Annotated in this window: 24 protein-coding genes; 12 read left to right on the forward strand and 12 right to left on the reverse strand. The window is 36.3% G+C overall.

The genetic code is table 11. The features are described from left to right. Nucleotides 1–501 precede the first annotated feature (501 nt). A complete protein-coding gene (locus tag ACMGDK_RS00570; protein WP_436806128.1) occupies nt 502–1,239 on the reverse strand; it encodes a YggS family pyridoxal phosphate-dependent enzyme in 738 nt (245 codons plus the stop codon). Beyond that, entirely contained in the window at nt 1,236–1,955 is a 720-nt protein-coding gene (locus tag ACMGDK_RS00575; protein ID WP_436806129.1) for an AAA family ATPase, read from the reverse strand. The genes ACMGDK_RS00570 and ACMGDK_RS00575 overlap by 4 nt, the downstream gene beginning before the upstream one ends. Before the next feature lie 1,152 nt (nt 1,956–3,107). Between ACMGDK_RS00575 and ACMGDK_RS00580 the strand changes: the two genes are divergently transcribed. Next, the gene (locus ACMGDK_RS00580) at nt 3,108–3,443 is read left to right on the forward strand and encodes a DMT family transporter (protein ID WP_436806130.1); all 336 of its coding nucleotides are present in this window, start codon (nt 3,108–3,110) and stop codon (nt 3,441–3,443) included. Between the two features lie 137 nt (nt 3,444–3,580). Here ACMGDK_RS00580 and ACMGDK_RS00585 read toward each other — a convergent pair whose 3' ends face one another. Next, nucleotides 3,581–4,315 carry a DNA-formamidopyrimidine glycosylase family protein gene (locus ACMGDK_RS00585; protein ID WP_436806131.1) on the reverse strand — a complete coding sequence of 245 codons (735 nt, stop codon included), beginning with the start codon at nt 4,313–4,315 and terminating at the stop codon, nt 3,581–3,583. A gap of 70 nt (nt 4,316–4,385) precedes the next feature. Here ACMGDK_RS00585 and ACMGDK_RS00590 point away from each other — a divergent pair, with 70 nt between their 5' ends. Then, on the forward strand, nt 4,386–5,741 hold the full coding sequence (locus tag ACMGDK_RS00590) for a deoxyguanosinetriphosphate triphosphohydrolase (protein ID WP_436807239.1): 1,356 nt from the start codon (nt 4,386–4,388) through the stop codon (nt 5,739–5,741). A gap of 58 nt (nt 5,742–5,799) precedes the next feature. On the opposite strand, the gene ACMGDK_RS00595 is transcribed toward ACMGDK_RS00590, so the two are convergent. Beyond that, on the reverse strand, nt 5,800–6,147 hold the full coding sequence (locus ACMGDK_RS00595; RefSeq protein ID WP_436806132.1) for a DUF4377 domain-containing protein: 348 nt from the start codon (nt 6,145–6,147) through the stop codon (nt 5,800–5,802). A gap of 139 nt (nt 6,148–6,286) precedes the next feature. Here ACMGDK_RS00595 and ACMGDK_RS00600 point away from each other — a divergent pair, with 139 nt between their 5' ends. Both ACMGDK_RS00600 and ACMGDK_RS00605 read left to right on the forward strand, forming a co-directional pair. Next, nucleotides 6,287–8,308: a hypothetical protein gene (locus ACMGDK_RS00600; RefSeq protein ID WP_436806133.1), complete on the forward strand. Its 2,022-nt coding sequence runs from the start codon at nt 6,287–6,289 to the stop codon at nt 8,306–8,308. A gap of 142 nt (nt 8,309–8,450) precedes the next feature. Next, nucleotides 8,451–8,906, forward strand: coding sequence for a lipocalin-like domain-containing protein (locus ACMGDK_RS00605; protein WP_436806134.1), 456 nt, complete (start codon nt 8,451–8,453; stop codon nt 8,904–8,906). 101 nt (nt 8,907–9,007) lie between these two features. Here the strand turns inward: ACMGDK_RS00605 and ACMGDK_RS00610 are convergent, their stop codons facing one another. The 3 genes from ACMGDK_RS00610 to ACMGDK_RS00620 form a co-directional block, all read right to left on the reverse strand. Further along, nucleotides 9,008–9,361: an Mpo1-like protein gene (locus ACMGDK_RS00610; RefSeq protein ID WP_436806135.1), complete on the reverse strand. Its 354-nt coding sequence runs from the start codon at nt 9,359–9,361 to the stop codon at nt 9,008–9,010. A gap of 127 nt (nt 9,362–9,488) precedes the next feature. Then, nucleotides 9,489–11,165, reverse strand: coding sequence for an APC family permease (locus tag ACMGDK_RS00615; RefSeq protein WP_436806136.1), 1,677 nt, complete (start codon nt 11,163–11,165; stop codon nt 9,489–9,491). Between the two features lie 112 nt (nt 11,166–11,277). Beyond that, nucleotides 11,278–13,518, reverse strand: a complete 2,241-nt coding sequence (locus tag ACMGDK_RS00620; protein ID WP_436806137.1) for a CocE/NonD family hydrolase — start codon at nt 13,516–13,518, stop codon at nt 11,278–11,280. Between the two features lie 236 nt (nt 13,519–13,754). On the opposite strand from ACMGDK_RS00620, the gene ACMGDK_RS00625 reads away from it, so the two are divergent. Both ACMGDK_RS00625 and ACMGDK_RS00630 read left to right on the forward strand, forming a co-directional pair. Then, nucleotides 13,755–16,718 (forward strand): tetratricopeptide repeat protein, encoded by a 2,964-nt coding sequence (locus ACMGDK_RS00625; RefSeq protein WP_436806138.1) that lies wholly within the window; start codon nt 13,755–13,757, stop codon nt 16,716–16,718. An 80-nt stretch (nt 16,719–16,798) separates the two neighbouring features. Next, nucleotides 16,799–18,568 carry a TonB-dependent receptor gene (locus ACMGDK_RS00630; RefSeq protein WP_436806139.1) on the forward strand — a complete coding sequence of 590 codons (1,770 nt, stop codon included), beginning with the start codon at nt 16,799–16,801 and terminating at the stop codon, nt 18,566–18,568. A gap of 486 nt (nt 18,569–19,054) precedes the next feature. Here ACMGDK_RS00630 and ACMGDK_RS00635 read toward each other — a convergent pair whose 3' ends face one another. From ACMGDK_RS00635 to ACMGDK_RS00650, 4 genes are all read right to left on the reverse strand, one after another. Further along, nucleotides 19,055–19,981, reverse strand: coding sequence for an alpha/beta hydrolase (locus tag ACMGDK_RS00635; protein ID WP_436806140.1), 927 nt, complete (start codon nt 19,979–19,981; stop codon nt 19,055–19,057). A gap of 94 nt (nt 19,982–20,075) precedes the next feature. Next, nucleotides 20,076–20,963: a helix-turn-helix domain-containing protein gene (locus ACMGDK_RS00640; RefSeq protein ID WP_436806141.1), complete on the reverse strand. Its 888-nt coding sequence runs from the start codon at nt 20,961–20,963 to the stop codon at nt 20,076–20,078. A gap of 425 nt (nt 20,964–21,388) precedes the next feature. Next, on the reverse strand, nt 21,389–21,829 hold the full coding sequence (locus ACMGDK_RS00645) for a nuclear transport factor 2 family protein (RefSeq protein ID WP_436806142.1): 441 nt from the start codon (nt 21,827–21,829) through the stop codon (nt 21,389–21,391). 28 nt (nt 21,830–21,857) lie between these two features. Next, nucleotides 21,858–22,031: an NAD(P)-binding domain-containing protein gene (locus ACMGDK_RS00650; protein WP_436806143.1), complete on the reverse strand. Its 174-nt coding sequence runs from the start codon at nt 22,029–22,031 to the stop codon at nt 21,858–21,860. 105 nt (nt 22,032–22,136) lie between these two features. Here ACMGDK_RS00650 and ACMGDK_RS00655 point away from each other — a divergent pair, with 105 nt between their 5' ends. Next, on the forward strand, nt 22,137–22,703 hold the full coding sequence (locus tag ACMGDK_RS00655; protein ID WP_436806144.1) for a TetR/AcrR family transcriptional regulator: 567 nt from the start codon (nt 22,137–22,139) through the stop codon (nt 22,701–22,703). A gap of 384 nt (nt 22,704–23,087) precedes the next feature. Here the strand turns inward: ACMGDK_RS00655 and ACMGDK_RS00660 are convergent, their stop codons facing one another. Next, nucleotides 23,088–24,038 (reverse strand): Dyp-type peroxidase, encoded by a 951-nt coding sequence (locus tag ACMGDK_RS00660; protein ID WP_436806145.1) that lies wholly within the window; start codon nt 24,036–24,038, stop codon nt 23,088–23,090. Nucleotides 24,039–24,222: 184 nt separating this feature from the next. On the opposite strand from ACMGDK_RS00660, the gene ACMGDK_RS00665 reads away from it, so the two are divergent. From ACMGDK_RS00665 to ACMGDK_RS00685, 5 genes are read left to right on the forward strand one after another with little or no spacing between them, the layout of a single operon-like run. Beyond that, complete coding sequence (locus tag ACMGDK_RS00665) at nt 24,223–24,972, forward strand: sulfite exporter TauE/SafE family protein (protein ID WP_436806146.1); 750 nt, start codon at nt 24,223–24,225, stop codon at nt 24,970–24,972. Nucleotides 24,973–24,988: 16 nt separating this feature from the next. Beyond that, complete coding sequence (locus ACMGDK_RS00670; protein ID WP_436806147.1) at nt 24,989–25,231, forward strand: MoaD/ThiS family protein; 243 nt, start codon at nt 24,989–24,991, stop codon at nt 25,229–25,231. Between the two features lie 5 nt (nt 25,232–25,236). Next, nucleotides 25,237–25,653, forward strand: a complete 417-nt coding sequence (locus ACMGDK_RS00675; RefSeq protein ID WP_436806148.1) for a molybdenum cofactor biosynthesis protein MoaE — start codon at nt 25,237–25,239, stop codon at nt 25,651–25,653. A gap of 45 nt (nt 25,654–25,698) precedes the next feature. Then, nucleotides 25,699–26,574: a formate dehydrogenase accessory sulfurtransferase FdhD gene (fdhD, locus tag ACMGDK_RS00680; RefSeq protein WP_436806149.1), complete on the forward strand. Its 876-nt coding sequence runs from the start codon at nt 25,699–25,701 to the stop codon at nt 26,572–26,574. Further along, nucleotides 26,571–26,921, forward strand: a complete 351-nt coding sequence (locus ACMGDK_RS00685; RefSeq protein WP_436806150.1) for a DUF7009 family protein — start codon at nt 26,571–26,573, stop codon at nt 26,919–26,921. Before fdhD ends, ACMGDK_RS00685 begins: the two co-directional genes overlap by 4 nt. Nucleotides 26,922–26,932: the final 11 nt, after the last annotated feature.

Here is a 26,932-nt window from a genome sequence, read left to right on the forward strand (position 1 = left end):
TTTTAAAATTTTAATAGGAACAGGTTTCTGAAATATTTTTATAAACTCTATCCTTCTTTCAAGTTTGCTTCTTATCACATGTGCTTAATAAAAAAACCGTAAAAATATGAACTTTACGGTTTTCTATTTTTTGGTGTCACAAAATCGAAGATTGTGGAGCGGAGTTTTTTTTAATCCTTTCCCTTAATTTTTTTTGAAATATAAAAAATAGAGAAAATGCTCGCGATCGTTATACAGGTCACTACAAAAGTAGTTTTTATCATTTCGTTTTCGTTGCGTGGAGCCATCCCGGAACAATCAGTAAGTATAAATGCAGCTGTTAAAAGACAGAAGAGTATTCCAAAAGAATTTCGGAAAGAAATTAAATTATCTTGTTTCATCATAGAGTATTTGTGTGTCGCAAATCTATAAATAAAACTGATCTAAATTCTTATAAATGAAAAGATTAGTATTTGTAACATAGTATTTTGTGGCTTGCCCGGAATTCTTGCAGTTTAAAACTTAAAAATTTCTTCCCTCGTCCCAATAATAAGAATCCGGATACATCCTCGCTCCAAACACAGCCGTTCCCACTCTCACAATCGTAGCGCCTTCTTCAATTGCCGTTTCCAGATCACCGCTCATTCCCATGGAAAGTTCCTTCATTTCTACGTTGGGAATATTCTGGCTGATGATTTCCTGCTGTAGGCCTTTCAGGATTTTAAAGCAGCTTCTTACTTTCTCTGTTTCGGCGCTGAAAAGACCAATGGTCATTAGTCCCTTAATTTTTAATGTACTGAATTCAGAAACTTTTCGGGTCAGCTCGACAGCCTTATAGGGATGTACACCAAATTTACTTTCCTCATTAGAAGTATTCACCTGGATGAGTATCTCTATTGTTTTTCCTTCCGACACAAGCCTTTGATGGAGCTTTTCTGCAAGATCCAGACGATCCATAGATTGTACACAGACTACCTCATATTTTAAAATATCCTTAATCTTATTGGTCTGAAGATGCCCGATAAAATGATTTTCATGAGGAGTGTCTTTCAGCTCATCATACTTCTCTTTCAGCTCCTGAACCTTATTCTCTGCAATTAAAGCCTGCCCGTTTTGTAAAGCTGTTTTAATACGCTCAGCAGAGACCGTTTTTGTTGCCAGCAGTAATTTGACTTCATCAGGATTTCTGCCTGCTTTTTCACAGGCTTTTTTTATTTTGTCATTGATGATCCCAAGATTGTGGAGGATGTCTTCTTTCATGGCTGTGTAATTTCTCTGGCTTCCAGTTTTTTAATTAAAGCTGATTTTACCGATGTCAAAGCATGATCTTTTGCCTCAGCAAAAGAAATATTGTATGTACGGTCTATATTTTTCAGGCCTTCCGGGAACTTTGACAGGAGATCATCATAAAAAGTATCGAGGAATTCAGCAGACGGCATTTCATAACTGATTTTCAGCTGGAAGCGTCTCAGTAAGGCAGTATCAATAATTTCCGCATGATTTGTGGCACAGATCAAAAGAGCATTTTCAGGATAATAATCGATCAGCTGGATCAACGTGTTCACCAGTCTTCTCATTTCACCCACGTCCTTATCGTCGCTCCCTCTTGCTTTCCCAATCTGGTCCAGTTCGTCCAGGAAAAGAACAGACCTTTCCCTTGCCGCTTTGTCAAAGATCATTTTAATATTTTGGGAAGTTTCACCGATTCGGGACGAAACGATATTGCTCAGGTTTAAAATCAGGATGTTTTTACCCAAAGCATTGGCAACGGCCTTGGCAGTCATGGTTTTTCCACATCCGGAATTCCCTTGCAGGAGGATCTTATTATTTACCGGAAGACCATATTCCTGCAGCTCTTTTACATAAGTATGTTCTTTAATGAGCTGTACCAGCTGGGCTCTGTTGTTGTTACCTAGATATACGTCATTGAGGCTCACTTCCTCTTTGTCCTGAATGATGAGATTGTACAGATTCATGCTAAAACTAAATAATTCTTATCAGTACAAAGATAAAGCTTTATTAAATGATGAGTGGAGATTGCAGAGTTAATATGGTAGTCAACAAGAGGAAAGGATAGAATTCGATAGAAACGGACTTTAGACCTTTTGCTGGATATGTACCAAGAAAAGCCGAACTGTTTGTTCGGCTTGACTATTGGGATATATAAAATTTGCTATGAAGTTCAGTTAAGGGGTATGTTTTTCAGGCCCTTTTACTCCGTTGAGTAAAAGAGCAGAATCTGAGTATTCAGATTAAAAAACATAAACAATACAATTAATATAGATGTTCTATAGGCTTACCTTAAATAGAACTTAGTTTCTTTGCTCTCTTTTTACTGTCATAAAGTAAGAAGCGAATACTACTACACATGTTGCGATACCGATGTAAGTTACCATTTTTTTGTTTTATTTAATTATTTGACTTTATTTTATCAATTTTCTAATTGCAATATTACAGTTTTCAAATCACGTGCCAAAGCAAATAATTATGATGTATATCAGTGTGTTATGTGTTTAATTGTTCATTTTTATTGATTAATTATTTACATAAATTTAATATGTTTTTATGAAATTATTAATATGTTTATTGTTTTATCTGTAAAAAATTGAAAAGTTGACAACTGTTTCAATACTTCTATATTGGACTTGATAAAACAAAAAATTAAAAATGCAATGCATAATATTCATTTTTAGCACTTCCATTGAATGTCAGATTTAGAGTAGCGGAAGAATTATTATGTTAAGAAAACTTATTATTCGGAAGCGATTTTTATCCCGGAATATTTAAATTCTGACTAATTTTATGACAGAATTTTGTAAATTTTGTCACATGTATTAGAAATACTGACAGTTTGAAACAATTGTTGTCAGACATTTTTTACGATGATAATTTTCTTTCTGTAAATTGTTAATAATAAATACCCTGATGGATATTCACCTCTAAGGGATATTAAGAGAAGCATTTTCTTAAAGTATTTTTTCTTCATATCACTAACAAAGGATATGAATCAAATGAGAATATAAGAAGTTAGATAATATTGATAAGCTGGAACAATAATGTCGATTTTATTGGTCAGTTTTCAGCGTAAAGAAAGAGCTTTTCGTTACTTTTGTAGAAAATAAGCCTTCATGGGACGCAGTTACATATTTCTTGCATTAGCGATCATATTTGAGATCATAGCCACAACTTTTCTGAAAAAATCTGAAGAGTTTTCAAAACTTTGGCCTTCTGTAGTTACCGTTATAGGATATGCTGCCGCATTTTATTTTCTGAGCCTTACATTACGGCAGATTCCTGTCGGGATAACCTATGCGATATGGTCCGGAGTAGGGATTGTTTTTATAACACTCATTGGCATTGTTGCTTTTAAACAGGTTCCGGATCTGCCTGCTATTATCGGAATTGCATTAATCGTTGTAGGAGTGATCATCATTAATGTGTTTTCAAAAATGGGAACGCATTGATATTTTGATTTAAGATTTAAGTATTTAAAAAGATTTAAAAATTTAAACCATTAAGATATTCTTTAAAGTTCAAAATATAACATGCTCCGCCTGTTTCCATGAAAAAATTGATGAAAATAGATTTTGAAATATAAGGGTTAATAGAGTTTCTGATCCTTTTCGCAATAAAAACTTCTTCTTTTTCCTAATCCTGTCTGTTTTTTTATGAGTTTCTGTCCGCATTTCGGACACGTTGTTTTGGTATGAACAAGCCAGTGTTTCTTTAAAACAAACTCACGTTTCCATTCCAGGAATTCAAAGCTGTAATTTCGGGCTTCATTGATAAGTTCCTTCAGTTTTTTTGCAGGCAGATTCCTTATTTTACTTTCCGGCTGAACGCCAATTCTGAACAGAACCTCGTTTTTGATAATATTTCCCACACCTGAAAAAATATCCTGATCCATCAGAGCATCACAGACCATCATTTCCGGTTTGGATTTCAGTTTCTTTTCTGCTTTTTCAGGGTTCCAGATATCACTCATAATGTCGGCTTCCCAGTCTATCGAGGATAAGAATTCCAGTTCTACATATTTGATAGAGCAGGTGTAAAAATATATACTTCCGGTTTTAAAAAATAAAGACAAGCGTAAACTTTTGTCAGGTTTTGTCTGTTCATCAATACTGTAAGATCCGAACATCAGCAAATGAATTCGAATGGCAGCATTATCTAGAACAAGATACGTTTGTTTTCCGAACGTCCGGATCTCACGAAGAGTTTGGCCAATCAGCGGTTGCTTCTCGAATTTGGCATTGCCTGAAGCTTCCGTTACTTGATTTCCGGTAAACGGCAACAGGCTTTCTTTCATTAAAATAATAGATGGTCCTTCAGGCATGGCTTTGCTTTTCAATAAAAGTTCAAATACTATTCCGTAAAAATAAAATTTGGAGTAATTTTGAAAAATGATGAATTTAAACCAGATTTTCACGAATCAGCGTACAGGAAATAACCCGCATACCAAAGCTTCAAGAACTGATTTTCAGAGAGATTTCGACAGAATTATCTTCTCTTCTGCTTTCAGAAGGCTGCAGAATAAGACCCAGGTTTTTCCTCTTCCCGGAAGTGTTTTTGTGCACAACAGGCTGACACACTCGCTGGAAGTTTCGTCAGTAGGCAGAAGTTTGGGAAGCATTATCGGGGAATTTATTTTTGAGAGCTATAAAAATGACCTTACGGAAGATTCTAAAAATTTCTATCTTCATAATTTAGGAAACGTAATTGCAGCAGCTTGTCTGTGTCATGATGTAGGAAATCCGGCTTTCGGACATTCAGGGGAAGATGCGATTGCAAGTTATTTTGAAAGAAACGAAAAAGACCTGAAGCTGAAGTTTAATGAAAAAGAATGGGCAGATCTTGTCAATTTTGAAGGAAATGCCAATGCCATAAGAGTTCTGGCCCAACGTCAGCAGGGAAAAGATGACGGAGGAATCCAGCTTACTTTTTCCACTTTGGCGAGCATTGCAAAATATCCTTGTGAGGCTGTTGCCAGAAAAAAAGGAGTCATCCACAGAAAGAAATTCGGGTTTTTCCAGAATGAGAAAGATATTTTCCTTGAAATAGCAAAGGCAACGAATTTAATCTTAGAAAACGAAGAACCGTATATATTCAAAAGACATCCTTTCGTATGGCTTGTAGAAGCAGCAGACGATATCTGTTACAATATTATTGACATGGAAGATGCTCACCGGTTAGGAATTGTATCCACTGCAGATTGTGAGAACCTGTTTTTTGAACTCATAAAGTCTGAAAGCAATGATACGGAAAGAGTTAAAAACAAATTGGCTTCTATTTCCAATGAGAATGAAAAGATCTCTTACCTGAGAGCAAAAGCGATTAATGCTCTCATCAATAAATCCCTTGAGATTTATAAGCATAATTTCGAGAATATTCTTCAGGGAAATCTGGATAACGGGCTCCTTGATATTTATAAATCTGAGAACCGTGCCCTTCAGGATATCGAATCGTTCTCCATTGAAAAGATCTACAATCATAAAGCCGTGGTGGAAATTGAGAATGCCGGCTACAATGTAATGTATGAGCTTCTGGATCATTTTATCCCTTCTATTCTGAAACCTGAGGATGAAAGGAAATCTTACGATATAAAAGCATTGAAACTGCTTCCGAGACAATTCGTTTACGAAGAAGGAACGGATTATCAGAAAGTGCTGGGTGTGATAGATTTTGTTTCAGGAATGACGGATAACTTTGCCACCGATCTTTACAGAAAAATTAAAGGAATTGATATAGGAATGACGGTTTAATCTGAGCAACAACAAACATTAAAATAAAAACTCCCGGAATTTCCGGGAGTTTTGTGTATTATTTCTTGGTTTTGGAAACCTCTTTGATCAGGGTGTATTTTATAGAAGATCCGTCAGCTGGAGGATTGGCAATTTTTTCGGTTTTTACTCTCAAAATATATTCATATCCCGGCTCATAAGTAAATCCTTCAATATTTGTATAGAAATTCGTCCAGCTTTCTGACGCTTTTTCTTTTACCTGCAGGCATTTCATTGGTGCTACTCCTGTACAGTCTGCAGTTTCAGGTCCTACAATGAATGTTTTTTCATCTGCTCCGGCAGTATTAGCCGTAGTGGTACATTGTGTCATTGCGAATAGTGCTACTGCAGGAACAGCGCCTTTTAGAATGGTTGCGATAATTTTCATAAAACTTTATTTTACATCTTGGGTCCAATTACTGTGCCGAAGTTTTTGACGTACTTCTTCTATTGTTTTTTATTTTTTAATTATTTAATTTGAGCACCTCTAAAAATTTAACCAAAGAACACAATTACCAGAATATACTATGAATAATCCAATTCAAATTGATAATTACAAAATTCAGAAACCTGAAGCATGGGCTGGAAATATAGAAGATCATGAGCTGATTGATAAAATCAAAGACTCTGAATTTTCCAGAAAGCAGATTGATGAAGGTAGAGATTACTGTTATTTTCTTGATAAAAAATATTATACAAGCAATACGGAGAACAGCGAATATGTTTGCATGGCCTATACTCTAAATGAGCCGGTAAACCTGGAGCGGGCTTCTGTTTCAGAGGTTATTGTGGAAGAAAATGAAGTCTACAGTATTCACAGGATCAGTGTTTTGAGAGACGGTGTGCTGATCGATAAGATTCCGGATACCAAAATAAAAGTACTGGACAGCGAGAACCAAAGCAGCGGCGGAATTTTAAGCAGTAACAAAAAGATCAATATTACAATTAAGGATTTGAGGCTTTATGATGTATTGATCCTGGAAGATTCGCGGGTTAAAGAATTTACAGAGCGTGATTTCTTGAGGAAGGAATTTTCAAAATATGTATGGGTAAGCCCGGATAATTATTGGGCCTACGGAAGCTTTAAGTTTACTTTTATTAATGACCGGGAACAGAATATTGCTTATAAAAAAACATTTTTCAGGGATGAACAGGGGAATGTCTTGGAACCTGAGATTCATCATCTGAAAAAAGGGGAGAGATTTATCATAGAAGAGGAAAATTACACCAATTTGGCGGATGCAAGCCGTGAAATTTTTCCGTTTATAGATTTTGCAACTGAAAACAGCTGGAAAGATCTGTCTAATTATATTGCTCCGATTTATGAAGAAATGTTCAGTACCTATTCCTTAAAGGATTTTGCTCCTCACCTTGCTGAAAAGCTGGATGCGATAACCAGTTTGGATGAAAAGCTGCAGTTTGCTATAGAATACGTTCAGAATCATGTTTACTACATTTTCAATGCGGATGAAATGAATGGGCACAAGCCGCAGGAACCTTCTGCTACGTATGAAAATAAGCAGGGCGACTGCAAGGCAAAATGTGTTTTACTGAAGGTTATTTTAAATTATATCGGAGTTGATTCTTCGGTGGTTCTCGTGAATTTTCATACCGACTATTATATTAAATATTATCTGCCTTCGCTGCTTAGCTTTAATCATGTGGTGGTAAAGATTAATTATAAAGGTCAGGAATATTTTGTGGATGCTACAGTCCGTGATGAGTTCGGGTTGATAGAAAACCGTGGATTTATTTATTTCATGCATTATTTGGAAGTGAAGCCTGATCAGGTATTACAGGAAAGAAGCTCATATAAATTTCCTTATTACTGTATTGATGAAAAAGTTGAGCTTAATGCCCAAAATACAACAGGACAGCTGAAGTTGACCACAACGTATAAAGGAAACCGCGCCAATGCGATGAGAAGGTATTTCAAGACTACCAACAAAAGGGAAATCATAGACAGCTGGAACAGTTTTCTGTTCTACGGGCTTAATTATTCTAATGACAGGAACGGAACGGATATCAGAAATATTTTTAAAGATGCAGCCATTGATATTATAAGCGATGATAAAAAACTGAATGAATTCAAGATTCATTACACGGCTACAGTTGAAAACCCTTATTATGTAGATCCGCAGAAAAACAGGTTCTTAATGTATTTTGACCGGAATGTCATTAAAGCAAGTGCAAGAGATTTTTTACATAAAGATCTTCCTTTCTGGCATAATTTTGACAGTGAAAAGTATGAGATCAGCCTGAATACCGATCAAAAGATTGATACCCAGGAAAAATATACCGTTCAGGAAAGCACGATAGGCAATCCCTATTTTGAGTACAAAAGCCGCAAGAAAATTACTAAAAATGGTGCCACGGTTTTTATTGAATACAATCCTGTGGTGAATCTTGAAATTCCGCAGGAACAGTTTGAAAAATTCCGTGAAGATCATCATACAATAGCAGACAGTAATTTTGGATTGGGGATAGATATTATTGAATCCGGTCTGATGAATATGATCAAGTATAACTTTAGAAAAAAGTTTAAATAGGTTGATATATAGAATTTTGTGTTTCAAGTATTAAAGTTTATGTTTAAGGTTTATTTTTTTAGATTCGGAGGCCTCCGGCCGCCGAATCTAAAAATTCCACCAAATTCTATCAACTAAAATCAACTACAATTATCTCATTATAATGAATAAAATATACACAGGAATACTGTTTTTGGCAGTCAGTTCCTTTCTCAATGCCCAACAATTAAAGAAAGAAGATATCACTGGATTCTGGAAACTGAAAGAATCCGGATTTTATGAAAATAAGAAAAAAGTAATCAAGGATTTTAACGATTGCCGTTTAATGAGAAACTATTCCATAAGGGATGACGGTTTTGCCATCTATAATTATGTGGAAGGTAGCTCGGGAAACTGTATGCCTTCTGAGCCCAGGCTTTCGTTCTGGAAGATCGTGGATAACAGGCTTCAATTCTATGTTGAAGGCCAGATTCTTGAAGAAGTAACCGTTACATTTAATAAAGACAAAACCGTTATGTTCTCAACATACAGACCGGAATATACCAAAGTGGATGGAGATGCCTTAGCAGAGAAAATAATAAATACTGTTCATTATAATATCCTGGAAAAACAGTATTAATTGATCTTTGAAATCTCTGACTTTTAATAGCCAAGTGTACTTATAATCCGAAGTATTAAACCTAAAACTCAGGTGTCAAAAGACATTGGTGATTAAAGCCCTTACAAGTTTTCAGAATCCTCTGTTTCCTTTGGCACGGGAGCTGTTCCCCTGAACTTCTGTTTACCGGTCAACAGCTCAAAAAACAACCTGAAATCAGAGATCAATGACCAGAGCGGATACTTGAAAGTAGCAGGTTTGTTTTTCTCTATGAGTGCATGACTGAACCAGGCAAAGCCGTAGCCAAAGATTGGAATATACCACAGGAACCTTTCTTTGCCTGAGCTGATAACATACCAGATTACAACAAATATCAAAAGAGTTCCGATAAAATGAAAGATCCTTGTTCCCGCTTTACTGTGTTCGGTAAGATAGAACTGGTAAAATTCTCCGTAGGTTTTTATTCTTTCTGACATGGCAATATTAGTTATAGTTTCTTTTGAAATCTATGCAATAATTCTGCCGATTTGATGAAAAAATAAAAGGCAAATTTGCTGATCTGCGAATTTGCCTTTTATTATGATTTATTTATGTTGATTATTTTTATGCTTCTTCTTTTCTAAGCTTACTGTTTTTGTAGCCGTAGCAGAAATAGATTACCAGACCCAGGGCAAACCAAAGTCCGAACCAGAACCAGTTTTCATGGCTCATTCCTGTAAGAAGGTATAAACAAGAACTTAAACCAATTAAAGGAATTAAAGAGAAATTCTTAATAAAGGTAAAAATACACAGAACCAGATTGATCAGAATGAAAACAAAAATAGAAGCTCTGAATTCACCCTCTTTAGGATCACTCCAATCCATTAAATTGGTGAAGAATGACGGCTGCCAGATATAAAAACCAACTAATCCACCAATAAAAATAACCGGGAATATAAATTTACCGTTAATATAAGGAAGGTGAAATCTGCCCTTGATTTTCTCTTTTGCAGGAAGCATTAAAACTCCGGCACACACCAGTACGAAAGCGAAAATCGTTCCGATGCTTGTGAAATCGAGGATGAATGTTTTATCTGTAAATAGAATAGGAACTCCTACTGCAATACCTGTAATAATAGTTGCAAATGAAGGCGTTTTGTATTTCGGATGTACAGTCTTGAATTTTTCAGGCATCAGCCCGTCACGGCTCATTGCATACCAGATTCTCGGCTGTCCCATCTGGAACACCAATAATACAGTAGTAATGGCAACAATAGCTACGAAAGAAACCACAAGTTCCATCCAGGCCACATTAGCATTCGATTTTTCAAATATGAATGAAAGCGGATCTCCTATACCGTCAAACTTCCTGTAATCAACCATTCCTGTTAAAACCAATGTTAGAGCAATATAAATTACCGTACAAAGCACAAGAGAGACGATCATTCCTTTCGGAAGGGTCTTCTGAGGGTCTTTAGTTTCCTCGGAAAGTACACTCAATGCATCAAAGCCTATGTAAGCAAAGAAAACCCCTGAAACTGCACTCATTACTCCCGCAAAGCCGTTTGGCATGAAGGAAGCGACCTGCGTTTCCGGATTTACAGGCGTCCAGTTATCCGTATTGATATAAGCAAAGCCTACCAGGATCACTAAAACAATAACTGCTAATTTTAAAATAACTAAAGAATTATTGAAGTTTTTACTTTCTTTAACGCCTATATAACAAAGCCACGTAATGAGACCGTTGATCACTAATGCAGGAACGTCAACGATGAACTTTAAACTGCCAATCAATGGGGCAGACTTCCATGCATTTAAAAGCTCTTTATTCTCGGAACCGTTCTGAAAAGCTTTTCTTGCTTCCGTATAGCTGCAGGTAAGATAATCAGGAATATGCATGCCCAGACGTTCCAGGAAGCTGGTAAAATAGTCGGACCAGGAAAAAGCCACATAAATATTCCCGAAAGAATATTCCATAATTAATGCCCATCCGATTACCCATGCGATCAGTTCTCCAAAACTGGCATAAGCGTACGTATAGGCAGAGCCTGCTGTGGGAATTCTGCTGGCAAATTCAGCGTAGCATAATGCGGTAAAACCGCAGGCAAAACCACAAATCAAATACAGTAGAATCACTCCGGGGCCGCCTCTGAAAACCGCTTCACCTAAACTGCTGAAACTTCCTGCTCCAATAATAGCCGCAATACCAAAAAAAACAATATCCCAAACACCTAAAACCCTTAAAAGGCTGGTAGAAGTATCTGTTTCTGAATAGTTTTTCCTTCTAAAAAGTTGATTCATTCAATATGTATTTGAGTTTGAAAAAAAGCAAATGTAATGATTTTTTATTTTGGTGCTGGCTGTAATCATAATATTTCGTTAAAAAGGCTGAGATTATAAGCGCTAAAGACCTTTATTCTTGATAAATAGGTATTTCTACATAGCTGTCGTTGTACCATTTTATTTCAAGCGGCTCACCGGAATCCTTGATTGTTTCATCGCTTACATCTTTTCCTGTTCCGTAATTGATTTGCCAGCTTGGGCTTTTGTTGACGCCAACCAGCAGAACAAGTCTGCTTCCTTTTTCTATTTTTTTGCTGATGAATATTGAATTTTTTATAGGAATCTGTTCTATTTTGCCAGGTTTAAGTAGCTGGCGTACCGCATTGTCTTTTGCATAGCTCGCTCTTACAATATGTGTTGATAGCAGAAATGATTTGCCATCCGGTTGTATCTGGTACAAATATGTATCCGTATCAAAGTCCTTTTTGTTAATGGAAACATTGAAGAATCCGGCCGGGTTTCCGCTGATGATAAGGTCTTTATCTAAGATCTCACTTTCAAAATATACCGAATTCGTAATTTTTATGCTGTCTGTTTTGCTTACGGAGTGGTAAGTATCTTTTTTATCCCGGTTTTTAAAATCAATCGTCTGTTGAATGAAGTTTTTCTCCGCGGGTGGAGTAAAAACGGATGAACCGTCCTTACGATTCTGAAGATAAAATTTAAGCGTTGAAGTATGCATTTTTTCAAGAGTAGGAACATGTTTCCATGTATTGGTATTCATCACCTGGAAATTGATTCTGTCTTTTAAAAGATCCGGTTTTTTGCCGTTTTTCAGAATATAATCAAACCAGGAAAAAGCTAAGTCATCAATGCTTATTCTGGCTGCAGGATCTATTGGTCTGCCGTTCACGAAGGTAAATCCAAAACTTTGTGCGCCGCCATGATCATATGGACCCATTACCAGGTAATGATTGGCATTCTTATTATATTGATGATGAGCTTTAAAATAGGACATTGCCCCAATCTGATCATCATCATAATATCCTGTAGTCGTTAAGATAGGAATATTGATATTCGCAAAATCCTCTTTATAAGGAACCATTTTTTGCCAGTAGTGGTCGTAGCCCGGGTGATCCAGCCATCTTTGGAATATCTTGTTAGGCTTACCGCTGATGGTATCCAGAGCTCTGAATGATCTTCCGCTTTTGTACCATGCCGTATTAATAGAATCCCATTTTGTGAAATTACTGAAATCTGCTTCATCAGTAAGCTTATTGTTCGTCACATAGTTGATCCACTGCAGCATATAGCTCATGAATATATTGTTTTGTGCCGGATAATCTATTCCAACTCCTACAGCGACCTGGGGAACAATTGTTTTTAACGCCGGGTGCATTTTTTTTACGGCTGCCCACTGGCTGAAACCTAAATAACTTCCGCCAATCATTCCAACTTTACCATTGCTCCAGGGCTGTTTGCTTACCCAATCGATCACTTCGTAAATGTCCTGTGATTCATGCTCAAAAGGATTGTTTTCATCATTGCTGTTTCTTTTGCCACGGGTATTCACAACAGCTCCTACATAATTGTAAACGGCAGCTCTTTTCCCAAAATATGAATCAAAAGGTCCGGCATAGATATTATTGGTTAGAATAACTGGAAGTGGAGCTTTGTTTTCCTTTTTTCTGACAATAGTGATCGTCAGGGTATTCCCGTTTTTAGTTCTCAGATCCTTTGTTTCGGTAATGAATTTCTCCTGGTCTTTTAGCTTCACTAATTGTACAACCTGAGGCTTAGTACTGGAAAAAGTTTTGTAGTTTAGGTAACTTTTACATAATGCCAGGGCCGAGGCATAATCTATACTGTCCTTATCTTTCTGTTTGTTCAGTGTTTCTTTTAATAACTTTCTGGAAGCGGGAACATCTCCATCAACAGCAATACCCACTTTAGTGATCAGTTGATCAGAAAGGCTTTCATACTTTTTATTGAAAGCTTGTTGAAGCGCATTAGGAAAACTTATTTTTTTCTCCGCCTCAATCAGTTTGGCCAGACTGTAAAATTCGTAGGCAATGAATTTATTTCCTGCCATATTATGATCCGCAAATTCCTTACGGTAATCTGCTAATGTTGTGATAGATGTTTTATAGTTTTTGGCGACTATCTGCAGGCGTAGCAGGTTATCCAAATAGGCAAGTTTATTGGTTTTTTTAAGCTTAAGCAGTGGAGCCTGCGTGATCAGTTTTGATGCCAGCTGGGGCATTTGTTTTTCCAGAACCACGGAGTCTGTAACTGCCGTTTTGGGGAAGTAAAACTTCTGAGCGTGCATCAGATTGACAAATATTAATGCTAAAAGTATCTTAATTTTCATAATATGGTATGTTTTTAGCTGCTGTAGAATGAGGATTAAATCAAAATATTTATGATAATTCTATATTGATATGTATTTAACTTTTATGATACTAAAGTAATCATTTTTTATCATCAAATAGTGAAATGTATTCAATGGATATTTTAGATTATTAAACCTTTTAAAACTTGCTTAAACAATAAGTTTTTAATATTTTCGTTAACTTATATAGACTAATCTTTTTATTCAGAAAAAGAATGAATTCAAAAAAAATCCTTCTCTCAGCTGCCGTGCTTTATTTCGGAACTTCCGAAGCGCAACAGTCACAGTACTTTACACAGAAAGAAAATTACAGATTCAGCCTCGCAGAAAATCTTTATCAGACCAAAATATACAACGCTTCCCAGTTCGAATATGCAAGACAGTATTTCTATAATCAGAATTTGTCCAAATCGAAAAAGGAAGCAGCGCAGTTTTTTGATAACGTGATCGGGGTGATTCTGCAGAAAAACCATGCGGAGGAAGGGTTAACGGCCTTCATGAAAGAATATCCAAATTCTGCGTATTTTGCTCAGGCTAATCTACCGCTGGCCGATTATTATCTGGCTAAAAAAGACTTTGAAAAAGCTTTAGAAACCCTGAAAAAAGTGAATCAGTACCAGCTTTCAAAAGAAGAGAATACACAGTATATTCTGAAATTGGGCTATGCCAAATTCATGATGGGTGATACCAAAGGAGCTACAGATGCTCTGGAGGAAGCCTATAAAACAGCAGATGAATCCCAGAAAGGAGACATTGCTTATATGCTGGGGCACTTATACTATTCAGACAGACAAAGTGATAAAGCATTCCAGTATTTTGATTCGGTAAAAGACCAGCCTAAGTTTTCTAAACTGGTACGTCCTTATTATGTACAGATGTATTATAATGATAAGAATTATGACCAGGCCATTACCGAAGGAACTGCTCTCCTGAACGAAGACATCTCCGAAGCTTATAAAGCGGAGGTTCATAAGATCATTGGAGAGAGTTACTTTATGAAAAATGACTATACTTCGGCATATCCGCACCTTAAAGATTATTTGAGTGTACAGCAGAATCCTTCTGAAAATGATCTTTATGAAATGGGTTTTGTAGCCGCACAGCTTAAAAAATATGATGAAGCAGTTTCTTATTACAATCAGCTTGTCAACAGCAATTCGGCGTTGGCGCAGAATGCTTATTATCAGTTAGGAAATGCCTACCTGGCAGTAGATAAAAAGCAGGAAGCCCTTTCGGCATTCCGTTCTTCTTACCAGATGGATTATGATGCCAAGGTCAAGAAATTAGCACACGAACAGTATGCAAAACTGAGCTACGATATCGGAAATCCGTTTGAAAGCCCTTCTGCGGTGATCCAAAGCTATATCAGCAATAATCAGAATGATGCGAATGCTCCGGAAATGAGATCGCTTCTTGTGAAATCCTATTTATATTCCGGAAACTATAAAGAAACCCTGAATGCGATCGACAGGCTTCAGGATTCTACTCCGGAAATTAATAAAGTGGATCAGGAAGTTTCCTATTTATTGGGAACGGAAGAATTCAACAAAGGAAATTATGACGAAGCTGAAAAATATTTCCTGAGAAGCTTAGGGTTCAATATTAATAAAGAATTTTATAACAGAGCATTATATTGGTTAGGACAGGTGTATTACCAGAAAGGGAATTATCCGTCTGCCATTACCCGTTATGAGAAGCTCCTGACCGAAAATTTCCCTGAAAAACAGCAGCTTCCATATGATTTAGGCTATGCTTATTTCAAAGCTAAAAAATTCGATCAGGCGCAGACTTATTTCAAGCAATATCTGAGTAATCCGAAGCCTGAATTTAAAAATGACGCGGAACTTCGTCTGGCAGATATTCATTACGCGAATAATGACCTGAACGAGGCGATTGCCATTTACGATAAAAATGAAGATGCCACCGATTATACTTTATATCAGAAAGCGATGGCTTTAGGGTTTAAAGGAGATACGCAGGCAAAAATTACCAATCTAAAGAATCTTTTATCTAAATATCCGTCTTCTGAATATTACGACGATGCTCAGTATGAAATGGGAACAGCTTACGCTGCCCAGGATGATTTTGCAAACTCCAATGATGCTTTTGCTAAAGTAATCAAAACATCTTCGGACAAAGATCTTATTGCCAATGCATCTATTTACAGAGCGCAGAACTATATTGACCAGAACCAAAGCGATAAAGCGCTTTCTGAGCTTAAATCTTTAGGAGAGCAGTACAAAAATACAGCGTATGCCGAGAAGATCGTTCAGGCAGCAAAACCTGTTTTCACGAAAAACGGGGACGTTTCCGGATATGAAAATTTTGCGAAAAGTATTGGTGTGAATGTAGATGCTTCTGAGATCGACGAAATTAATTTGTCTACCGGAAAACAGTATTTCACAAAGAAAGACTACAAAAACGCTATTTCTTACTACGAAAAATATTTAACGCAGAATCCTACCGGGGAAGGTCTTTACCAGGCTAAATACGAGCTGGGAGAAAGCTACTATCAAACCAATAACGCTACTAAAGCTCTTCTTGTTCTTCAGGAAGTGGCATCGGTTCAGAATGATTACCAGGATGATGCACAGACCCGTCTTGCACAGATTTCTATCGCTCAGGGGAATACGGCAGAAGCCAAAAAATACCTTGAGAATCTCAAAAACTCTTCAGATATCAGCATTAAGAACTATGCGAATGTAGAGCTTATGAAAATGTACGCGGATGAGAAAGATTTTGCTCAGGCTGAAAAACTGGCGGATGCAGTGATTGCAAATACGAAAAACTCTGCCGCAGTTATTGAAACCGCGAAAGTGATCAAAGCAAGAAGCTTAATGAATTCAGGGAAGGATAAGGACGCGCAGGCAGCTTATAATACTCTTGAAAAATCATCCAGCACCTCGGTGGCGGCTGAAGCATTGTATGCAAAAGCTTACTATCAGAATAAAGGAAAGGCATTCAAATCTTCCAACGAGACCATCTTTAGGCTGGCCAATAATTATGCATCCGAAGACTATTGGGGAGCAAAAGCTTTGGTACTGATGGCTAAGAACTACGTTGGGCTGAAAGATAATTACCAGGCGAGCTACACATGCGATCAGATCATCGAAAACTATAAAGATTTCCCGGAGATCGTAGCAGAAGCAAAAGAGGTTAAAAAGCAGATTAAAAAGTAAATGTACTATTGTATTCATGTACAATGTATTCGTGTAAAATCATTAATACGTTTTACTCAAATACTTAAATACAAAAAATAATGAACAGAAAAATTCAATTATTATCCATATTATTTTTAGGGTTTTCGCAGTTTGCGTTTTCCCAGATCAAGGAGGAGAAACTGATTCTTAATAAGAAGCGGGAACCGGAGGTGAAGAAGATCGAGAAAAAGAAAACCTCCGTGGAAACAATTAAGAATTATCCGCCGGAAGAGAAATCCCAGAACCCTGTAAGATATACCATCACAGATGTACCTGCGGTTTCGGATTTTAAGACTTCTACCATTCAGGGACAGGATGTGACTCCGAAATTCGAAGGAACGGCTCAGAATAATTATGTACAGTTCGGAATGGGTAATTTCGGGAAAATCCTTGCAGATGCCAATATTTCCAAGACGCTTGATAATAAGCTGGAAGTAGGGGCAGATTTTCATTTCCTTTCTACCTTAGGTTTGAAAAAAGAATATGCCTGGGATTCTAAACAAAGTTCTACAGCGATCGGAGCTTACCTGAATTCATACGGTGAAAAAGGAAAATTCAATCTGAATGCTCAGTATGGACTGGATAATAACAGATATTATGGGATCTATGCTTTGGAACCGGCTGCAGATGTTGATTTGAAGCAGAGAGTGAGTCAGTTTAAATTGAACGGATATTACGATTTTTATTCCAACGAAATTCTAAATGATGTAAGGGTAAAATCATCTTTCCTGAAAGATCATTTTGATGCACAGGAGAACCAGGTTTCCATTTTGGCGAATCTTTCCAAGCATGCTGTTGAGATCGGAAAATCAGGAATCAATTTAAATGCGGACTTAGGAGTAGGATTGGAGGCTGTGAAAACGGAATTTGCCATCGTTGACAAAAATTCATCCAATTTCTTTAATACGACTTTAGACCCTAAAGTGACCTTCAGAAAAGGGGATTCTTATTTAATGTTGGGATCTACATTTTCTTTCTTAAATGCTAAGAACTCAAATGATGTACTTGGTGGTGAAGTCAAAAATAATAAAACGTACTGGTTTCCACAGGCCGAGCTTCAGGTGGCTGCCGCTAAAGAATTCAAATTTTATGGCGGGGTAGACGGAGGTTTGAAGCTTAATACTTTTGGAGATCTTTTACAGGCAAATCCATTCATTGTTTCTGACCAGTTTTTAAAGCCAACAGAAACGAAATACCATTTTTATGTAGGATTGAGAGGAGACATCGATGAAACATTCAAATATGACTTCTCTGCCGGTTACGGAAAGATGAAAGACATTATGTTCTTCCAGGGAAACAACCTTTTCGACAACGTTTATACTTTGAACCGTTCTGCTTATAATTTTGCCAATACGTTCTCTGCAGTTTATGATGACGGAAATGTAAGTGATATCAAGGGAAGTGTACAGTATTTCCCGCTTGAAAACCTGATTTTAGACGGAGAAATAAGATTTACCAAGTACGATCTGAAGAATTACGAGGATATTTACAACGTTCCTTTAGTTAATGCCAGCATCGGAGCAAAATATACCATGCTTGATAAAAAGTTACTGTTAGGATTCAAAGGAATTTTTGCCAGCGACAGAACAACCAATTCTTTTGCTCTTGAAGGAGTAGCAAATCCGGATCTGGTTTACCAGTCTACAGAAAACAGAAATGATAAAGTAGGAGGCTATGCAGATCTAAACCTTTCTGCAGAATATAAGTTCCATAAAAACTTCAGTGTTTTTGCCATCGGAAACAACCTTCTTAATTCTAATTACCAGACCTACAAAGGCTATAAAGTCTTAGGTGCACAGATACTGGGAGGAGTGAAGATAACTTTCTAAGCCTAAAGAAATATTCAATACAATAAAAACCTTACATTCCAAATGTAAGGTTTTTGTTTTTATAGCTGTAATGCTTTATTTTTTATCTGCGACTATTTTTTTAAGCAAAAAGAGAAAAATGCAATATTTAATTATCAAGAATATATAAATTCTTTTTTATCAAAGTGAACCCATTGATAGATAACTTGAACTCGTTACTGGAAGATTTAAGGCGATTGAACCAATTGAAAGACAGTTCATTTCAACAAAAGGTTAATCAACCTAAACCCAAACAGCCTTAAAATCCTACAAAGCAGAGGGAACTAAAAGATACGGTTCTGATATATAGTCTATCTCCAAAATGTATTGTAAAGGGGTAGAGATTTTGATATTTTAGTGTGGGAAACAGCAGAAATCGCTGAACAATATTTTAGCAATCCAAGGGGAATAAAAATGCCAAATGTTTGCGCAAACATTTGGCATTTATTACTTTCAAACAAACATCTTTTATGAAAGATATTGATTGAAAAAAGGTACTATCTGTTCCAGTGCTTTTCCGGTAGCTTCTTCTCCATCATATAAATCATAATGGCTTACTCCCTGAACAACCTGAATGCTCTTTTGTTTCGATGCCGCTTTATCAAACAGTTCAAAACCATCCCTGTATGAACCAAAAGCCCCGACTTTATCACCAATAACTATGTGAAGGGGTTGGGTAAGCAATAAATCTGCTAAATGGAACGCATCAAAAGCCATAGCCTTGTCCAAACTATCCACACGTAAATGATTAGGCGAGTTCGGATGTTGTCCCCTTGGTGTCTGATAGTAATCTACAGCTTCAATGATGTCGATATCGTTCATTCCTGCGGCTTTTCTATCTTCCTGTGAGTTTGGTCTGTAAACCGTAGTGGCAGGTTCAGCACCCCTTGCCTGTGCGGTACGTTGTTTGGCAATACCCTCTAAAGTTTTTATAGCTGCATCAAAAGTAAAATCCCCCTCACGAAGCAAGCGTCCGTAATTTGCACCCACAACGGTTACTATGGCTTTAAAGCGTCTTTCGGTCATTGCAGCATTAGCAGCATAGCCACCGCCGCCGCAAACGCCCAAAACACCTATTTTTTCCTCATCTACATAATCCAATGTGGTCAGAAAATCTGCTGCACAACGGAAGTCCTCAACACGGGTTGCAGGGTCTTCCAAAAACCTTACTTCGCCACCGCTTTCTCCCTGATTGGAAGCATCAAAAGCCAAAGTAATAAAACCGGCTTCCGCTAAGGCTTTACCATAAATATTCCCAGCTGTCTGTTCTTTACAACTGCTGATAGGATGCGCACATACAATCGCCGGATATTTTTTAATTTCATCAAAGTCTTTCGGGAACTGTAAGATACCTGCTACGTCCCAATTTCTGTTTTTAAATTTTACTGCTTTCATTGTCATTTATCTTTAATAAGTTATTTGAACATTACAAAGATATTTTGACTTGAAGGCTCATCCCTTAAAGTAATTACGGTAAGGCTTTAACTATTTACTGATTTCGGAAAACACTTGGGGGAATACCTGTTTCTTTTTTAAAAAATGTTGCGAAATAGGATGGATATTCAAACCCTAAGCTAAAAGCAATCTCACTGATGGTTAAAGAGGTTGTTCTTAATTTGTTCTTTGCTATCTGTATGAGCAGCTGATGGATATGTTCTTGTGGTGAGCGACCTGTATAGTGCTTGATGAGGTCGCCAAAATAATTGGAAGACAAATTAGCCATATCCGAAAAATAGGAAACCGAAGGCATTTTCAGGGCATTCTGTTCATCGTCATAATACGCTTCGAGGTTTTTGTAAAAATCGGCGACGGTAGTATTGTACAGTTCCTCCCTTGTATCAAATTGCCTGCTGTAAAATTTTTGGATATAGGACAGAATAAGCGAAGCATAGGAAATAACAATATCCTTTGAAAAGTTTTCATTACCGTCAAATTCCTTTAATGCCTTTTGGAAAAGGTCAGTAATTGTTTTTTCTTCCTCTTTGGTTATAAAGAGTGCCTCGTGATTATTATAGTATGTAAAGCTGTATTCTTTGGTAATTTTTCGGAACAACCCTGCATCAATCAAAATATGATACCCCGAAATCTGGTGCTCTATATCCCATTGAAGAAAATCGCCAGGCTGGTCGAGATAGACGAAGGCATCTGCTTGGTCGAATATCGTCTGACCAAAGTTTTTATCTTTATCGAAGTTCAGCTTAATTGCCAGAAAATAGAAGTCAAGCTCAATAGGAGCTGATTGTCTTCTCATATCCTTTTGCTTGTGGTATTCCACCAAATGGATATGATTGTTCTTAAAGCCACTTATATTGGTATATTCAAGAAACTCTTTTATGTTGTATTTTTTCTTCAATGCTTTATCAGTAGTAAATTGCAAAGTTAAAAATTAAGGGAGTCACAGACTTTAAGTTTTTACTGGAATGTTTTTGATTTTTACTTTTTAATTAGTTCATAAAAAGTTACAATTTTTGAATAAAATAGAGCTGGCAATTAGCCAACTCTATTTTATGTGATATGGTATGCAATTTTTATTGTTGAGTCCCTAAAATTGTAGAAGTATTATCCACTTCACCTCCCTTCTCACTGATTAGTGCTATAAGATCAGCTTTCATTGTTTGTGATTTTCTCAGTATTTGCTCAGAATCATTTCTCATTGTATTTGCAATAGCCATATCATGTGGTATCTATCCAAGTGCTAAATTTTTCTTAAAAAATATTGAATTATTACAAATTGACTTACAGATAAATAACTCGAAAAACCTTTTAGCTGACCATAGATGTAACTTTCAATAAAATCAACCATCAAGGTTTCTTTTCTATTACAAATGCTTTCAGCTCCGCAATTTTTCCATTTTCGAATCGCCAAATATCACAGTAATTAAAGTGTTCATATTTTCCGGTCTTATTTTTTAAGCTGATATTACCCGTTACCGTAACGAAATCGCCATCTTCGATAGCTAATTCCACATCAAATACCGGTGGCTCAATATAAAATTCTTTCATATAAGCCCGAACTTCTTCTTTTCCATTAAGGATACGTTCGCCTACAAATAACCACTTGGTTTCAGAGGTGCAGTACGCTAAAAAACTTTCATAATCACCTTTTGATACATATTCATTGGCTTTGTGCAGGATTGTTGTGTTGTTCATATTTTTCTGTTGTTTTAGATGATTATTTTTTGCTTGTGCATCAACGTTGAATGCTAAAAGCAAAAGTGAGATAATTATTAATAATTTTTTCATATTAAAAGCTGAATTGAATAATCTTAGATTAAGCGATTTCAGCATTAGTTAATTCCTTTGCCAGCAGCTCACCATTCTGAGGGTTTCTATCTGCAAGGATGAGCTCAATGGTACTGTCAGCTTTTCTGATCAGGCGTGCTATGTTGCTTCCCATCTGGCCATAACCACCAATAATTAAGATTTGTTTTTCCTGTGATTCCATAAAAAATATTTTAAATATTTGTATTAGGTCAATTGACCTAATACAAATATAGGTCATTCGACCTAAATAAATACTATTTTAATATTTTATTTTTAAATTTACCAGATGGACAAAAAGGAGGAGCGATTAAACAAGATTTTATCAACAACGATAGCTATACTTATCAAAGAAGGAGCAGAAAATCTCTCCATGAGGAAAGTAGCGAAAAATGCTAATTTGTCTTTAAGCAATCTTCAATATTATTATAGAGATAAAAACCTGCTTTTGATCGCCACTGTAGAATTTTACTTTGAAAGTTGCAAGAAAGAACTTTCATATGCTATTAAACTTTTAACAGTTGACAGCACACCGGATAAAGATGTTTTTCTGGAAAAAATATTGAATATGTTATTGATAGATGGAAGATCCAGCCATCAAACTTTAATGTTTCAGGAAATATGGACTTTGGCAGCAAGAAATAAAGAACTGCAGGATGCTGTAGAAACTTATTACAAAACTTACTGCTTATGGTTGATAAATTTAGTCTCCATCTTCTGTAAAAGGCCTAATGAAATTGTAAGTTTTCTTATTCCATTTGTAGAAGGTTATACTATTGTAAGCAATGTTATTCCTCTGACCAAAGAAGGAGTAATTGAGATGATGGTAAAATTAATTTCCGTAGTGGAGAGATAATTTTGCATGGGCTTGTCTTTTCGAACTTTTTGTTCCATAGGAATAAGTTTTTGGTATGTTGCTGGTTATTAGTTGTTTAAATATTTTTGAAAAAAAATAGAATACTGTCAGGTAGTATCAATAGCAAAGAGATTTAGCCTACAAATCACCTAAAAAAGAGAATGACACCATTTGGCCTAAATTATTCTAATGGTGTCATAAAGTGAGCTTGACATGATTATCATCGAACTCTTTGGTTACTGATCTTAATTAGATTTTACGGTATTTTGTTGATTTATAATTTACTAAGTATATTTTGATTGTTAAACTTATATTAATACATGTCTTTAAAGAGGCAAATATGGTTTGTTAAAATATTTATTACAATTTATTGTTTTTATAAATTTATCCTGAAAATTCATCAAGCATATCTAAACTTGGAACAAAAAATAATGTTCCTGTTTGTGCAGTACTGAAATCGAGAATTCGGTCATAATTTCCCGGCGGGTTACCGATGAACATATTGGTCAGCATTTTTTCAACCGTGCTGAATGTACTTGCATAGCAGATAAAATAAGTTCCCATTTCATTAGTTGCTACGTTTCCGAAAGGCATGTTATCACGCACAACCTTAAAATCATCACCAATATTAGCCAATGCAATATGTGAATTTTGGGGTTTTACATCATCATCCATTTCAATATCAAGGTCTTTGGATCTGCCTATTACTTTTTCCTGTTCTTCCACAGAAAGCGATCTCCAGGCATTAAGGTTGTGGATATATTTCTGTACAAAAAGATAGCTTCCTCCTTCATATTGTAAATCAGAATCACCAACGATCGCAAAATGATCCCGGTCTTTGCCATGCGGGTTTTCAGTACCGTCAACAAAGCCTAAAATAGATCTGCTATCCCAATAACGGAAACCTTGTACCTCAACTACACAATCTGCTATTTCCTTCATATATCCGGAAATTATAGAAGCCATATCATAAGCAAAACTCTTTTCATCGGCCCGGATGTGAAAATGCAAATCTCCTTTTGTACTTACTGCCATATGTTTACTGCCTTTTATTTCCTGGAATTTCTTAAATTCTTTAGGCAGCGGTTGAGGCAATTCAAGTTGGTACCAGGCTTCATACCCAAGACCCATTACACAGCTGGCTTTGGAATCAGGAAAACGGTCAAGTGCCGAATTATTCAGATTAATTACTAAAGCACAAACTCTTTGGAAAACCGATTTGATCTTATCAGGATCAACGGTGTCCTTAAAATTCCAAACTAAAAAATAGGTGTTATTATTCGGATAATCTGTAACATTCTGAGCATTATGATCAGTAGAAAAAGTATTATTCATTGAGATGGGTGTATAGATTTTATTTATCAAATTTAATAAATGCTGTTGGGATAGTGAGGGTGGTTTTATAAAATAAACAATCCAGAATATTTTTCTCACAAATTACGGTAGAAACTTTTTATTATACCTTCGTATGACGCCCTAAAAATGAGTATTATTGTAAGAAATTTAATTCCACAGGTATATGGGGCATTGGGAAATCTTTTTGTTTTTTTTAATCATCGCTTTCATTTATTCTTCTGTGGGATTTGGTGGAGGGTCTAGTTACCTTGCAGTTCTGGCAATGTATAGTCTTCCTTATCAGGAAATACGGTTAACAGCGCTTATCTGTAACGTGATTGTGGTAATAGGAGGTGTATTTATTTACATCAAAAATAAGCAGACTGACTGGAAGAAAATACTTCCGCTTACGATTGTAAGTGTACCTATGGCGTACCTGGGAGCTGTTTTAAAAATAAGCCAGGAAACTTTTTTCCTGATATTAGGTGTTACTTTAATTGTTGCAGCATTGTTACTTTGGATAAAGACAGAAACAAAAAATGTAGAAGATATTTCAGGAAATGTAGAAGCCTCTCCATTTAAAAACGGATTCCTAGGTGGTGGAATAGGCTTCTTGTCCGGATTGGTGGGAATTGGCGGCGGGATTTTTCTTTCTCCTTTATTAAATCTGATGAAATGGGATACACCTCGAAAAATTGCAGCAACATCAAGTGTTTTTATACTGGTAAATTCAGTATCAGGGATTTTCGGACAATTATCCAAATTATCTGCAGACATGGATTATTTCAGAATTCTCAGTTTGTGTTTTGCCGTATTCATTGGCGGACAGATAGGTTCCAGGATATCCCTGAAATGGAATCCTTTGGTCATCAAAAGAATGACAGCTCTCCTGGTTTTGATGGCCGGGATAAACATTTTAATAAAATATTGGTAATAAGCTAAATGTAAAAATGATACTCAAAATATTAGCATTCGGAATAACGAAGGAAATTTTCGGGACTTCAGAAAAAGAAATAGAAATAAACGACGGAGCAAGCGTCAAAGTACTCAAGGAACTTCTGGAAAAAGACTTTCCGGAACTGAAAAAATTAAAATCTTATTTTATTGCCGTTGACGATGAATATGCGGAGGACGATCAGGTAGTAACAATCTCTAACGAAATAGCAATAATCCCTCCGGTAAGCGGTGGATAACAGATATGATTGATATTAAAATAACAGAGAATATACTGGATCTTACAGATTGTTTTACCATTGCTTCCGATCCTGCATGTGGAGGAATTGCATCATTTGTAGGAACAGTACGAAATCACACCAAAGGTAAATCTGTCATTCGTTTGGAATACGAGTGTTACGAATCTATGGCAGTTAAGGAAATACAAAAAATAGCAGATAAAGCCATTTCGTTATTTTCAGTGAAGAATATTGTCGTTCATCACCGCACCGGAATATTATTCCCCGGCGATGCAGCCGTGATAATAGTGGTGAGCGATGGGCATAGAAATGCTGTTTTTGATGCGTGCAGCTATATGATCGAAAATATTAAAAAAAGCGTTCCCATCTGGAAAAAAGAAATTTTTGAGGATGGAGAAGAATGGGTTTCCGCACACCCGTAATTTGAGAAACAAAATTTTGTACCTTTATTAACCAGTTAGTAAATTATGAAAGCCCATCTGCTATCAAATAAGTCAGTAAAACAGATAGAAATCGTCAAAGTTAAGGACAACACCAGTTTTCCTTATACGGATGATGTTTCTGTAGAAGAACCTTTGGAAATCAGGGTTTCTTATGATGCAGAAGATAAAAAAGAGTCCAAAAATATATCTGTAACGATGCGGACTCCGGGAAATGATGCAGAACTGGCAATTGGTTTTTTATTTACGGAAGGAATTATTTCCAGCCGCCAACAGATTAAAAGCACATATTTTCCGGAAGGAGAATGTTCCAAAAACAGTGAAAATATTGTCATTGTTGAGCTTACAGAAGGTTTTGTTCCCGAGCTTATGAAAGCCGACCGCAACTTTTATACAACTTCAAGTTGCGGTGTATGTGGAAAAGGTTCCATAGAATCTATAAGAACGGTAAGCTCATTTCGCAACCATAAAAAAGAAAATACAACTCTTTCTCTTGAAACTCTGTACCAATTATCCGAAAAATTACAGTCTTTTCAGAATAATTTCAGTGCTACGGGCGGTATACACGCTTCCGGTATCTTTGATTCGGAAGGCAATCTTCTTGCTTTACGTGAAGATGTAGGAAGGCATAACGCATTAGATAAAATTATAGGATATGCATTATCTTCAGATTTGCTTCCTCTTAACGATAAAATTTTGGTTTTAAGCGGAAGAGCCAGTTTCGAGCTCATTCAGAAAGCAGCAATGGCAGGAATTACGATTGTTGCAGCAATAGGAGCGCCGTCCAGCCTTGCAGTAGACCTGGCAAAAGAATTTGATATCACTTTATTAGGCTTTCTCAGGGATAGCAGGTTTAATATTTACCATTCCGGCAGCCATTTTAAAATTGAAAATTTATTATGAAAATAAGAATTAAAGATAACTCAATAAGATTCCGCCTAACCCAATCCGAAGTTGCAAAATTAGGAGAAGACGGAATTATTTCAAGCTTTACAGAATTTGTAGACCGTCCGTTTATTTATTCTATTGAAAGAACGGAGGACAAAGAGCTTTCAGCGGCTTTCATCGAAAACAGAATTGTTCTTAAAATGCCTGTAACAATGATAGCTGAATGGACTTCCACAGACAGAGTCGGTTTTGAAGACCAGGCCGGAAATGTTAAACTCTTAATAGAAAAAGACTTTGTATGCATTGATAATACTTTGGAAGATCAAAGTGACAATTATCCCAACCCTAATTTAAAATGCTAATTTTTCGTTTT

Source organism: Chryseobacterium hilariae, assembly GCF_051400735.1.
Classification (GTDB): Bacteria; Bacteroidota; Bacteroidia; order Flavobacteriales; family Weeksellaceae; genus Chryseobacterium.